A 12,197-nucleotide genomic window follows, 5' to 3' on the forward strand; every position below is an offset into this window, starting at 1 on the left:
TCAGTCCAGCGCCGGCCATACTCTGTCGCGGGTCAGCGGCAGTGCGGTGAAGCGCACTCCGGTCGCGTTCCGTACCGCGTTGGCCAGGGCTGCCGCTACCGGGTTGAACGGGCTCTCGCTCATCGGCTTGGCGCCGAGCGGCCCGACGGCGTCCGCCGTCGTCGCCACGAAGCGCACCTCGGTACGGGGAACGTCGGCGAGGGCGGGCACCCGGTAGCGGCGGAAGGTGTCGGTGGTGACCGCGCCGCGCTCGTCGATGTCGAGGTGCTCGAGGAGGGTGGCGCCCAGGGCCTGGGCCACGCCGCCCTCGATCTGGCCGCGGCACTGCGCCGGGTTCACCACCGTGCCCGCGTCGGCGGCGTGCACGCTGCGCAGGATGCGGATCTCGCCGGTGCCGGGGTCGACGGCGACGCGGAACCAGTGTGCGTTGCAGGCGACCGAGCGCCGGGTACCGCCGGAGTGTCCGTCGGCGGCCAGTTCCCGGCCCTCGCCGGCGGCCAGTTCCCGACTCTCGCCGGCAACCGAATCCCGGCCCTCGCCGGGGGCCAGTTCCCGGCCTTCGTCGGAAGCCGCGCGGGCCTCCGCGTACAGCGTGGTGAGCGGTACCCGTCGGGTTCCGGCGATCACCGCGTCCTCGGTGAGGCGGCAGTCGGCGATCGGCACGCCCACGTGCCGTGCCGCGGCGGCGCGGAGCACGTCGGCCAGCGCCCGCGCGGCGCGCAGTGTCGCCTTGCCCGCGACCACCGTGCCGGTCGAGCCGAAGGCGCCGGTGTCGTGCGGTACGAGGTCGGTGTCGGACTGACGTACCGTCACGCGCGCGGCTGTCGTGCCCAGTTCCTCCGCGGCTATCTGCTGGTGGACGGTGGTGGTGCCGTTGCCGCACTCCGGGGTGCCTACGGACAGTACGTAGGTGCCGTCGGCGGTCAGGGCGGCGCGGGCCGTGGCGTGGTGGCCGCCGGGCGGTCCGGAGGCGAGCAGTGCGAGGGCGGCCCCCTCGCCGGTGAGCCAGCCGTCGGGGGCCGGCGGCGCGGGCTCGGCGCGGGCCCGGCGGACGGCTTCCAGGCACCGGTCCGGGCCGTCGTCGCCGAGGTGCGGCTCCGCCGTTCCGCCGGGCGGCGTGCGGAGGGGGTCGCCCGGGCGGACGAGGTTCTGCGCGCGGAGGTGGAGGGGGTCGAGGCCGAGGCGGTGAGCCAGTTCGTCCAGGGCTGATTCGACGGCGAAGACGGCCTGGCCGAGGCCGTAGCCGCGGAAGGCGCCGGCGGGGACGGTGTGGGTGTAGACGGCGTAGCCGTCCACCTGCTCCGCCGGGCAGCGGTAGAGGGCGAGTGCTTCGTCGCAGGCGCGGTGGAGGACGGCCGGTCCGTGGTTGCCGTAGGCGCCGGTGTCCGCGACGAGGCGCAGCCGGAGGGCGGTCAGGGTGCCGTCGCGGCGGGCGCCGGCCGTGACGTGGACGGTGAAGGGGTGCCGGGTGGTCGTTCCGTGGAACTGCTCGGCCCGGGTGTACTCCAGCTTCACGGGGCGGCGCAGCCGTAGTGCGGCGAGGGTCACGATGTCCTCGACCAGCATGTCCTGTTTGCCGCCGAAGGCGCCGCCGATGCGGCCGGTGACGACGCGGAGGGTGCGGGGTGTGAGGCCGAAGAGGGTGCAGAGGGTGCGGTGGGTGAGGAAGGGGGTCTGGGTGCTGGAGCGGACGACGAGCCGCTGTCCGGTCGCCGCTGCGTCGGCTGCCGCCTCGTCGGTCGCCGTCCCTTCGGCCACCGTACCTTCGGCCGCCGTTTCGTCGGTGCCGGTGTCCTCGAACCAGGCGATCGCGCCGTGTGTCTCCAGGCTGGCGTGCTGGACGCGCTGGGTGCGGAAGGTCTCCTCGTACACCGCGTCGGCCGCGGCGAGTCCGGCCGCGAGGTCGCCGGTCCCGGTGTGCACTTCGGCGACGATGTTGGTCCGGGGCCGGGCGGTCCGCGAGGTGTGCGGGTCCTTGTCGTGCACGACGGGGGCGCCGGGCCGCATGGCCTCTTCGGGGTCGAGGACGGCGGGCAGCACCTCGTACGTCACCGCGATGCGGCGGCAGCCCTCTTCGGCGGCGGCCTCGGTGTCGGCGACGACGGCCGCGACGCGCTGGCCGACGTGGCGCACGGTGTCGTCCAGCACCCGGGTGTCGGCGGGGTCCTCCTCGGGGTGTTCGTGGCAGGCGCTGGAGTAGTGCGGGGCGGGTGCGTCGTGGTGGGTGAGGACGGCGCGTACGCCGGGGGTCCGGAGGGCGGCGGTGGTGTCGAGGGCGGTGATCCGGGCGTGTGCGTGCGGTGAGCGGAGCAGTTTCATGTGGAGGAGTCCCGGCACGTCGACATCGAGGGTGTAGCGGGCGGTGCCGGTGACGATGTGGTGGCCTGCCGGGTCGGGGAGGCTGTGGCCCACCGTCCCGGCGGTGTCGTGGTCCTCGGTGTGCCGTACGCCGCGTACGGCGTCCTCGACGGCGCGGTAGCCGGTGCAGCGGCAGAGGTTGCCTTTGAGGGCGCGGGGCAGGTCGGTGAGGTGTTCCGGCTCCAGTGCCGCGGTGGTCATCAGGAAGCCGGCGGTGCAGAAGCCGCACTGGAAGCCCTGCGCGTCGAGGAACGCCTGCTGTACGGGGTGGAGTGCGCCGTCGGGTGCCGCCAGTCCTTCGACGGTGGTGACGGAGCGGCCGGCCGCGCGGAAGGCGGGATAGAGGCAGCTGTGCACGGGCTCTCCGTCGACGTGCACGGTGCAGGCGCCGCAGTCCCCCGCGTCGCAGCCTTTCTTGACCCCGAACCAGCCGTGTTCGCGCAGGTAGGTGCGGAGGCACTGGCCGGGGCGCGGCTCGGTGCCGCAGGGCCGCCCGTTGACGCGGATGGCGGGGGTCATGGGCGGGTGTCCCTCCCGTCCGGTTCCTGTCGTAGCTCGTCCAGTTCCCGCCGTACCTCCTCGGCCAGCCGGAAGGTCATGTGGCGCCGCCATGCGGGCAGCCCGTGCACGTCGTCGAACCAGTCGTCGTCGCGTACGGTGCCGGCGAGCGCGTCCCGCAGGCCGGCGGCGGCCGGCAGGGCCGGGAAGCACAGCCGTACCGGTCGTGCGGTCGACGCGGTGACCGTCAGGGTGAAGGTGCCGTCGGAAGGGTCGAGGGTGCCGATGAGCAGGGCTCCGGAGCGGCCCAGTCCGGACAGGGAGGCCTGACGGAAGGCCGTTCGGCGGCGTAGCGCGCGGGCGGGCAGGGTCACCGAGCGCAGCAGTTCGCCTTCGCCGAGGTCGTTCTCGCCCGCGCCGGTGACGAATGCGGTGACCGGGATGCGGCGGAGGACGCCGGCTTGTGAGCGGAGCAGGCATCGGCCGTCGAGTGCGGCGGTGAGGGAGATCATCGGTCCGGCGGGGAGGGCGTTGCAGAGGTTGCCGCCGACGGTGGCCAGGTTCCAGATCTTGAAGGAGGCGAGGAAGGCGCGGCAGCACTGTTCGACGAGGGGTGCGGCCGGTGCCGTGGAGGTCCGGGCGTAGCGGGAGAGCTGGGTGAGGGTGCAGGTCGCGGCGATCTCCAGGGCGCCGTCCGGGAGGTGGGTGACCGGCTGCCAGCCGGTCCGGCCCAGGTCCACCAGGCGGCGGATCCATGGCTGTGGTTCGGAGAACAGGAACGTGCCGCCGGCGAGCCAGCAGTCGCCCGGCTGCCAGGGGGCCCGCTCCCGCGCGTCCCGTACCTCGGTCACCGTGTTCAGGTCCATGTCACCGTGCCTCCCGCGGTGGACCGCCGGGCCGGAACATCTCACCGCGCCGTTCCCAGGATAGCGAGCGGGGGTGTGCCGGGCCGGTCCGTGCGGTGTCGGCGGTGCGCGTCGTTATTGCCTCGCGGGTGGCGCAGGCCGGTCCCTAGGGTGGCGGCGGTTGTCGTTCCAGGAGGTGTTGAGGTGTCTTTCGGCGTTGCTGAGCGAGGGTCGGAACGGTCCCGGCCGGTCCGGCTGGCGGCGCGCGTCGCGCGGCTGCGGGAGGTGGCGGAGGCCGATCCGCGGGTGGCGGGGGTGCTGTTGTACGGGTCGTGGACGGTCGGCGAGGCGGACGAGCACTCGGATCTCGATGCGTATGTGTACGTGGCGGACGCGGAGCCGGCCGCTTTCGACGGGCGGGAGTTCGTCGAGCGGCTGGCGCCGGTGTCGCTGGCGTACACGAACATGTACGGCATCCTCGCCGTGGTCTTCGCCGATCTGATGCGCGGTGAGTTCCACTTCGAGCCGGCCGGGCGTGGTGTCGAGGAGGTGCGTGGCTGGCGGGGGATGGTGCACCTGCCGGATCCCGGGGCGGCCGTGCTGCTCGACCGGTCCGGGCGGCTGACCGAGGCGGCGCGTACGCTCCAGGATTTCCGGCCGCCGGAGCCGGTCGCGACGGCGCAGGGGTGTGCGGACGAGCTGGCGAACTGGACGCTGATGCTGGGGCATGTGCTGGCGCGCGGGGAGACGGCCCGTGGTCATGCCCTGCTGCAGACGATCATCGCTCCGCAGCAGCTCCAGCTGTGCCGGCTGTTGCGCGGCTCGACGGGTCACTGGCTGACTCCGAGCCGGGCGCTGGAGGCGGATCTGCCCGCGGCGGATGTGGCGCGGTACACGGCGACGACGTGTGCCGCGCGCCCTGAGGAGCTGCGGTCGGCGGCGGAGGCGAGCTGGCGGTGGAGCCGTGAGCTCGTGGCGGAGGCGGCCGGGCGGTGGGGTACGGAGTTTCCGGCGGGGCTGCACGAGGAGATCGCGGGGCTGCTGGCCGGGGGCGCGTAGGCCGGGTGGTCCGGGGGGTGGGCCGTCGTGGGGTGCGGCGGTGTGCGGGAGGCGTGGGGTGCGGCGGTGCGGGGGTCAGATGGGGTTGCGTCCCCATCGCGGGCCTATCTGTGCCCATTCGCGTTCCCAGTCCGCGAGGCGTGCGTGGTCCAGGTAGCGGCGGCCGCCCCAGCGGACGGCCAGTATGGCCAGGCCGAGTGCCATGCCGGTGCCGAGGCCGGCGGCGACGCCGTCGTCCGCGGCCTGGGCGGTGGTCATGGGTGCGTCGGCGAGCCGCCCGTCGTGGTAGGTCCAGACGGTGACGGCCGCGCCCTTGCGGGTGCCGGGGTCGACTTTCACGGTGCCGGTGTGCCGGCGGCCGTCGGGCCCGGTCCAGCGGACCTTGGCGGGCACCTGGTCGATGCCCGCGGCGAAGCCGGTGGCGGACGGGTCGGCCGGGACGGCTTCCAGCAGACGGCCGGTCAGCGTCCGGCGGTCCGCGAGCTGTTCGGCGCGCTCCACGCGCTGCGCGCCGTAGGTGGCGAGGCCGGCGGAGAGGCCGACGGCCGGTACGCCGAGGAGCAGGGCCAGGGCCGTCACCAGGCCGAGCCAGGCGTCCCACACGTCCCACCTGCGGCGCAGCGGGCACCGCCGCCACCGCCATCGCCCGCCGATGTGCTGCATGGCTGCCGCCTCCCTCGGCTCGCTCCGCTCCCTCTGCTCCCCGTTCCCCCGTGTCCCTGTGGTCCGGCTACCCCCATTCGGTGGAAGGTACCGGTGGGAATGCGGGGGACTGCGCGTACGAGTGCGTTGTTGCTCGCGTTTCGGCCGCTGAGTGGCCCTGTCAGCAGGCTAGCCCGTCCCCGCGCGGGCCGCGCCTTCGCTCGGTGGGCGGGTTTGCTGGGGCGGTACGCCGGTACTCGTACCGCCAGAGATTCGAACGGGAGAACGTTCGAACGCGAGAGCGTACGGAGAGGGCGGTGGCGTGACCCCGCATTCCGATACAGGCCCCCGCGCGGGCCCGGTCCATGTCCACGGCATCGTCCGCAGCGGGTTCCGGCCGCGACCGGGGCTCACCGGGGTCGGCGGCGGCGCCGTTCTCGTGGTGGCGGAAGGGCCGCTGGCCGCACTGGTGTCCGCCCCTTACGGGCCTCGCGGGGCGTGCGGTCCCCCGGACGCCCCGGGGGACTCCCGTGCTGATGTCTCCGTCCTGTCCGCGCAGGCCGCCGCCGAGGCCCATCGCAGGGTCGTCGACGAGGCGGCCGCCACGGTGTGTGTGCTGCCGCTGCGCCTCGGTACGGTCCACCGCGACGTGGAACAGGTACGCCGGGCGCTCGCCGACCGTGCCGACCTGTACCGGCGGCTGCTGACCCGGCTGGACGGACGGCTGGAGTGGGGCGTGAAGGCGTACGCGGACGATGCGGAGCCCGACGGTGCCGCGGGCTCCGGCGGGGCCACGGCGGGCGGCACCGTCGGGTCGGCGGACGGGCTGGCGCGCGCGGCGCACCATGCGCTGGCGGACGCCGCCGAGTGCAGCCGGGTGCACCACCCGCAGGACGCCTGTCCGTCCGGCATGGCCGCCGCCTGCGCCACCTCCGCCTACTGGACCTCCCCGATCGCCGGTGCCCCGTACCCGCACGGCCGGAACCTGCTCGACAGTGCGTACCTGGTGCCCCGTGAGGAGGCCGGCGCGTTCGCCGAAACGGTCGGCGGCCTGGTCGCCCGCTCCCCCGAGCTGCACATCGAGCTGACCGGCCCCTGGGCCCCCTACTCCTTCGCCGACCCGGGCCGGCTGCCCGACCTGCCGGACTGAGCCCCGCGGGCCGTTCCGGCCAGCAGTGCCGCCGCCTGACGGCGGGCGTGGCCGAGTGCGTCGGGGAAGACGCCCATGCCGTGCGTGACGAGGGCGCCCTCGTGCAGCAGCATCAGCGTGCGTCCCCGTTCCTCGGCCCCGCCGGGGTCGAGCTGCCGCGCGAGCCCGGTGAACAGCTCCAGCATCCAGGCCTTCTGGCAGCTGATCACCGCGTACGCGGGGTGGGCCGGGTCGGTGATCTCGGCGTGCGCGTTGACCATGCTGCAGCCGCGTCTGCTGTGCTCGCCCGCCCATTCCCGTGACGCGTCGAAGACCGCCAGGATCCGTGCCGCGGGGTCGGGCGGCGCCTCCCCGAGCCGGCCGTCGAGGAACGTCCGCCAGCGTTCGTCCCGGTCCGCGAGGTACTCCACGACGATCCGGTCCTTGGATCCGAACCGGTCGTAGAGCGTCTTCTTGGTGACCCCGGCCTCGGCCGCGATGAGGTCCACCCCCACGGCATGGATGCCGCGCTCGTAGAACAGCCGCGCCGCGGCGTCGCGTACCCGCCGCGCGCCGGGCGTCATGGGGATCCGCTCGGCCGGCGCCGCTGCGTCCGTCGTGTTCTCGTCCGTACCCACGCCCCCACTATACCGATCTGTATAGTACGGTCGAAGCAGCGAGTAAACCGTTCTGTATACCTGTCGGTATGCAGCTGCCCTGTCCAGCTGTCTTCCGGGGGCCCGTATGAACTTCCTCCTCTCGGCCGCTTTCGTGCTCACCTGGAGCTCCGGCTTCATCGGCGCCAAGCTCGGCGCGGGGAGCGCCGGGGCGGTCACGATCCTGATGTGGCGTTTCCTGCCGCTCGCCGTGGTACTGGTGGCGGTCGCCGTGATGCGCCGGGCCGCGTGGCGGGGGCTCACCGTGCGCGACCTGGCCCGCCAGTCGGTGATCGGCGTGCTCTCGCAGAGCGGCTATCTGCTGAGCGTCTACGCGGCCATCCAGCTGGGCGTCTCCAGCGGTACCACCGCCCTGATCGACGGCGTGCAGCCGCTGGTCGCGGGGGCGCTGGCCGGGCCGCTGCTGCACCAGTACGTCTCGCGGCGGCAGTGGCTGGGACTCGGGCTGGGCGTGGCCGGCGTCGCCGTGGTCACCCTGGCGGACGCGACGTCCGGCGGTACGCCCGGCGGCCCTGCCGGGGGCGTGCCCTGGTGGGCGTACGCCGTGCCGTTCCTCGGCATGCTGGCGCTGGTCGCCGCCACCTTCCTGGAGAGCCGGTCCCGCACCCGCGTCGCGCCGTCCGTCCCGCTGACCGTGCACTGCACCGCCAGCGCGGTCGTCTTCACCGTTCTGGCGCTGTGCACGGGTGCCGCTGCGCCGCCGCCCGAGGCGTCGTTCTGGCTCGCGATCGGCTGGCTCGTGGCGTTCGCGACGTTCGGCGGGTACGGGCTGTACTGGCTGGTCCTGCGCCGCCGGGGCGTCACCGCCGTCAACACCCTGATGTTCCTGATGGCGCCGGTCACGGCGGTCTGGGGCGCCCTGATGTTCGGCGAGCCGTTCTCCCTGCGGACCGCCGCCGGCCTCGCGCTCGGGCTCGTCGCGGTCGTCGTGGTGCAGCGGGGCGCCGCCGACCGGGCGGCGGCCCCGCGCCAGGTGCGGCGCCGGGCGCCCGGCCCCGCTGCGGGGGCCGTGCGCCGCCTCGGGGCTACCCGCCGCTGACGGTCGTCACCGGCACGCCGAGGTCCCGCATCCGGCGCAGTTCGGCGACCGGCAGGGCGTCGTCGACGAGGACGGTGTCGAAGTCGGTGAGCGGGGCCAGCGCGTAGATGCCCTGGCGGGTGAACTTGGTGTGGTCCACGAGCAGCACCCGGCGCCCGGCCCGGTTCATCAGCGCCCGCTTGACCTGCACCGTCTCCTGCGACTGGTGGTAACAGGTGTCGCCGGTGACGGCCGTGGTGGACATGAACAGCACGTCCGCGCGGAAGGAGCGGACCGACTCGGCGGTGTGCGGGCCGAGGAACGCGTCGTACGCCGGGTAGTAGGAGCCGCCCAGGGCGAGGAGGCTGATGCCGGGCTCCCCCGCCAGCAGCTTGATGACCGGCAGGAAGTTGCTGATCACGGTGAGCGGGGCGCGTTCGGTGAGGTGCTGGGCCAGCGCGAGGCAGGTCGTGGACTCGTCGATCATGACTGCCTGGCCGGGGGCGAGCATCCGCAGTGCGGCCCTGGCGAGCCGGTGTTTGGTCGCGTTCATGGCGTGCATGCGCTCGCTGAGATCGCCGTGGAAGAGCAGCGAGGGCAGCGAGGAGGCGCCGCCCCGCACCTTCCGCAACCAGCCCTGCGACTGGAGGACGTCGAGGTCGCGGTGGATCGTCATGATGCTGACCGCGTACTCCCGCGCGAGCTCCGCGGTGCGCACGAAGCCCTCGGCGGCGACCTGTTCGCGGATGCGCTGCCGCCGCTCCTGCTGGACGTCCGCCCGCCGCACGGCGCCACCGGGCGCGCTGCCGTCGTCCTCGGTCACTGCGGGAACCTCTCGTGAACTTCACTCGGATCTCACACGGCGGAGCCGCTCCCCCGCCCCAGGTCAGCGCGGGAATGCCGAGCTCACGTCGCATTGCCGTCATGTTAAGCCCGCGGTAGGGCACTCCGCCGCCGGCCGTTTTCACGCGGCGGCCGCCCGGGTCCGCGAGAGGTCCGGCAGCGGCCGTTGACCGGCGCCGCGCGGCCCGCGTTGCATCGACGCCGAAGGGGCCCGGCGGCGTCGGTCAGGGGCGCGGCCGCCCCGTACCACCGGAAGAGGTGCCTCGTGGCCAGTGACGCTCCCCCACCGACCGGGCCGCCGTACGCGGAGCGGCGGCCTGCCTGGACCGACCGGCTCGGCATCCCGCGCGGGCTGGCCTGGGGATTCCTCGGCGTGCTCGTCTTCATGATCGGTGACGGTGTCGAGTCCGGGTACCTTTCGCCGTACCTCGTGGAACAGGGCCTGTCCGCGCAGCGGGTGGCGATGCTGTTCACGGTGTACGGCATCACGGCGTCCGTCGCCGCGTGGCTGTCCGGCGCGCTGTCGGACCTGTGGGGACCGCGCCGGGTCATGATGGCGGGGTTCGGTGCCTGGATCGGCTTCCAGGTGCTCATGCTGGCGATCGCGGTGCCCTCGATGAACTATCCGCTGCTGCTCCTCAGCTACGGCCTGCGCGGCATCGGCTATCCGCTCTTCGCCTTCGGCTTCCTGGTGTGGATCGCGGCGACGGCACCGGAGAAGCGGCTCGGCACGGCCGTCGGCTGGTTCTGGTTCGCCTTCACCGGCGGGCTGCCGACGCTCGGTTCGCTCACCGCGAGCTTCCTCGTCCCGCAGATCGGGGCCTACCGCACCCTGTGGTTCTCGCTCGGCCTGGTCGTCCTCGGCGGGCTGATCGCGTTGCTGCTCGTCCGCGAGCGGACCGGTTTCGCGCGGCTGGCCCCGGCCGGTGAACGGCCGCTGGCCACGCTCTTCGGCAGCCTGGCGCTGCTGGGGCGCAATCCGCGGATCGGTGCCGGGGCCGTCGTCCGCATGATCAATACGGTGCCGGAGTTCGGCTTCCTGGTCTGCCTGCCGGCGTTCTTCACGCAGACCGTCGGGCTGAGCCTGTCGCAGTGGCTGCGCCTGCTGTCCGTGATGTTCGCGGTCAACATCGTCTTCAACCTGGTCTTCGGTGTGCTCGGGGACCGGATCGGCTGGCGGCGCACGGTCGCCTGGTGCGGCGGCTTCGGCTGCACGGTCACCTCGCTGCTGCTGTACTACGTGCCGACCGTGCTGGGCGGGCAGTACGCGCTGTGCCTGCTGGTGGCCGGCCTGTTCGGCGCGACGCTGGCCGGGTACGTGCCGCTCTCCGCGCTGATGCCGTCGCTCGCCCCCGCGCACAAGGGCCAGGCGATGGCGGCCCTCAATCTGGGCGCCGGTGCCAGTACGTTCGTCGGCCCGGCCCTGGTCGCGGTCTTCCTCGGGCCGCTCGGTGTGCAGGGCGTCATCTGGATCTTCGCCGGTCTGTACGCGCTGAGCGGGGTGCTGGCCCTGTGGCTGCGGACGCCCGCCGAACGCGACGCCCGGCCCTCCGTCCCGTCCGCCCCGGCCGCCGTCGGCGCCTCCGAAGGAGTGTGACCCGTGTCCGTACTCTCCATCGACGTCGGCACCTCGCTGATCAAGTCCGTGGTCTACGACGCCGGGGGCCACGAGGTGGCCGTCGCCCGGCGCGCCACCGAGGTCGACCGCCCGCATCCCGGCTGGGCCGAGCAGGACATGGACGCCGTGTGGGACGCGGTGGTGCACACCGTGCGGGAGGCGCTCGCCGCGGTGCGGGACCGGGGCGCCGCACCGGTGTGGCTGGTCACCTTCACGGCGCAGGGCGACGGCTGCTGGCTGGTGGACGAGGACGGCCGGCCCACCGGTCCCGCCGTCCTGTGGTCCGACGGACGGGCCGCGGACACGGTCACCGAGTGGCAGCGCGCCGGGGTCCTGGCGGACGCCTTCCGCCGCAACGGCTCGCTCACCTTCGCGGGCCTGCCGAACGCGCTCCTCACCTGGTTCGCCGAGCACGACCCCGAGCGGCCGGCCCGTTCCGCCACCGCGCTCACCGCCGCCGGCTGGCTCTTCCTCCGGCTCACCGGCGAGCGGGTGATCGACGAGTCGGACGCCTCGGCGCCCTTCCTCGACCACGCGACCGGCACGTACGACCAGGAGGTCATCGACCTCTTCGGGCTCCGGTGGGCCGAGCGGCTGCTGCCCGACGTGGTCGGCGACGACCGGCGCATCGCCGAGATCACCACGGCGGCCGCCGCCGAACTCGGCGTGCCCGCCGGGCTGCCCGTCGTCATGGCCCCGTACGACATCGCCGCCACCGCACGCGGCATCGGTGTGGTCAATCCAGGCCAGGCGTGCGCCGTCCTCGGCACCACGCTCTGCGCGGAGGTGGTCCGCACGGCCGTCGACACCACCGGCGAGCCGAGCGGCATCAACATCGCCTACCGCGGCCGGGAACGCGTACTCCGCGCCTTCCCCACCCTCTCCGGCACCGAGGTCCTGAACTGGACCGCCGGGGTGCTCGGCCTCTCCGGCGCGGCGGAACTGTGCGCCGAGGCGTTCCGCTCCGCGCCCGGCGCCCACGGCCTGGCCTTCCTGCCGTACCTCTCCCCCGCCGGCGAACGTGCGCCCTTCCTGGACCCGCGCGCCCGCGGCACCTTCTGGGGGCTGAGCCTGGAGCACTCCCGGGCCGACATCGCCCGCGGCGTCCTCGAAGGGCTCTCACTCACCCTGCGCGACGCGCTCACCGCCTCCCGTACGGAGGTCAGCGAACTGCGGCTGTGCGGCGGCGGGGCGCGGAGCGACGCGTGGTGCGGCCTGATCGCGGACGTCACGGGCGTGCCCACCACCCGCTCCACCGACACCGAACTGGGCGCGAAGGGCGCCTTCCTCACCGGTCTCGTCCTCACCGGCGCCGAGTCCAGCATGCACCGCGCCGCCGACACGTACGTCCACATGGGCCCCGCCTGGGAGCCAGACCCGGAGCGCGCCGCGCTCTACACCGAGCGGTACGCCGCCTTCCTGTCCTGGCGCGCACTGGCCCGCGACGCCGGGTGGCAGCCGTACGCCCCGAAGGACCGGCAGCCGTACGCCCCGAAGGAGGAGAACTGAC

At 73.9% G+C, this 12,197-nt stretch carries 9 protein-coding genes and 1 pseudogene; 5 read left to right on the forward strand and 5 right to left on the reverse strand.

All coding sequences use genetic code 11. The features are described from left to right. Together AAC944_RS04505 and AAC944_RS04510 are read right to left on the reverse strand one after the other, a co-directional pair. Positions 1–2,877 (reverse strand): molybdopterin-dependent oxidoreductase, encoded by a 2,877-nt coding sequence (locus AAC944_RS04505; protein ID WP_030611808.1) that lies wholly within the window; start codon positions 2,875–2,877, stop codon positions 1–3. After that, positions 2,874–3,722: an FAD binding domain-containing protein gene (locus tag AAC944_RS04510; protein ID WP_030611806.1), complete on the reverse strand. Its 849-nt coding sequence runs from the start codon at positions 3,720–3,722 to the stop codon at positions 2,874–2,876. Before AAC944_RS04510 ends, AAC944_RS04505 begins: the two co-directional genes overlap by 4 nt. Positions 3,723–3,905: 183 nt before the next feature. Here AAC944_RS04510 and AAC944_RS04515 point away from each other — a divergent pair, with 183 nt between their 5' ends. After that, the gene (locus AAC944_RS04515; protein ID WP_051871574.1) at positions 3,906–4,760 is read left to right on the forward strand and encodes a nucleotidyltransferase domain-containing protein; all 855 of its coding nucleotides are present in this window, start codon (positions 3,906–3,908) and stop codon (positions 4,758–4,760) included. Between the two features lie 159 nt (positions 4,761–4,919). Here AAC944_RS04515 and AAC944_RS04520 read toward each other — a convergent pair. Then, a pseudogene (locus AAC944_RS04520) lies at positions 4,920–5,423 on the reverse strand (Rv1733c family protein); the annotation flags it as partial. A 301-nt stretch (positions 5,424–5,724) separates the two neighbouring features. Between AAC944_RS04520 and AAC944_RS04525 the strand changes: the two are divergent. Further along, positions 5,725–6,552 carry a GvpL/GvpF family gas vesicle protein gene (locus AAC944_RS04525; RefSeq protein ID WP_051871573.1) on the forward strand — a complete coding sequence of 276 codons (828 nt, stop codon included), beginning with the start codon at positions 5,725–5,727 and terminating at the stop codon, positions 6,550–6,552. On the opposite strand, the gene AAC944_RS04530 is transcribed toward AAC944_RS04525, so the two are convergent. Beyond that, positions 6,507–7,115: a TetR/AcrR family transcriptional regulator gene (locus AAC944_RS04530; RefSeq protein WP_037771807.1), complete on the reverse strand. Its 609-nt coding sequence runs from the start codon at positions 7,113–7,115 to the stop codon at positions 6,507–6,509. The two genes, AAC944_RS04525 and AAC944_RS04530, sit on opposite strands and share 46 nt — an antisense overlap. Positions 7,116–7,275: 160 nt before the next feature. On the opposite strand from AAC944_RS04530, the gene AAC944_RS04535 reads away from it, so the two are divergent. Beyond that, complete coding sequence (locus tag AAC944_RS04535; RefSeq protein ID WP_030611793.1) at positions 7,276–8,247, forward strand: DMT family transporter; 972 nt, start codon at positions 7,276–7,278, stop codon at positions 8,245–8,247. Here AAC944_RS04535 and AAC944_RS04540 read toward each other — a convergent pair. Beyond that, a complete protein-coding gene (locus AAC944_RS04540; RefSeq protein WP_030611792.1) occupies positions 8,234–9,013 on the reverse strand; it encodes a DeoR/GlpR family DNA-binding transcription regulator in 780 nt (259 codons plus the stop codon). The genes AAC944_RS04535 and AAC944_RS04540 overlap by 14 nt on opposite strands. Before the next feature lie 321 nt (positions 9,014–9,334). Here AAC944_RS04540 and AAC944_RS04545 point away from each other — a divergent pair, with 321 nt between their 5' ends. Both AAC944_RS04545 and AAC944_RS04550 read left to right on the forward strand, forming a co-directional pair. Then, on the forward strand, positions 9,335–10,666 hold the full coding sequence (locus tag AAC944_RS04545; RefSeq protein WP_368396858.1) for an MFS transporter: 1,332 nt from the start codon (positions 9,335–9,337) through the stop codon (positions 10,664–10,666). A gap of 3 nt (positions 10,667–10,669) precedes the next feature. Beyond that, positions 10,670–12,196 (forward strand): FGGY family carbohydrate kinase, encoded by a 1,527-nt coding sequence (locus tag AAC944_RS04550; RefSeq protein ID WP_051871571.1) that lies wholly within the window; start codon positions 10,670–10,672, stop codon positions 12,194–12,196. Position 12,197 lies beyond the last annotated feature (1 nt).

This window comes from Streptomyces sclerotialus, from assembly GCF_040907265.1.
Taxonomy (GTDB): domain Bacteria; phylum Actinomycetota; class Actinomycetes; order Streptomycetales; family Streptomycetaceae; genus Streptomyces; species Streptomyces sclerotialus.

Bases quoted from the DNA above. Each gene is read 5' to 3' on its own strand.
- AAC944_RS04505 (WP_030611808.1), bottom strand. From the start codon at position 2,877: ATGACCCCCGCCATCCGCGTCAACGGGCGGCCCTGCGGCACCGAGCCG.
- AAC944_RS04510 (WP_030611806.1), bottom strand. From the start codon at position 3,722: ATGGACCTGAACACGGTGACCGAGGTACGGGACGCGCGGGAGCGGGCC.
- AAC944_RS04530 (WP_037771807.1), bottom strand. From the start codon at position 7,115: ATGACGCCCGGCGCGCGGCGGGTACGCGACGCCGCGGCGCGGCTGTTC.
- AAC944_RS04535 (WP_030611793.1), top strand. From the start codon at position 7,276: ATGAACTTCCTCCTCTCGGCCGCTTTCGTGCTCACCTGGAGCTCCGGC.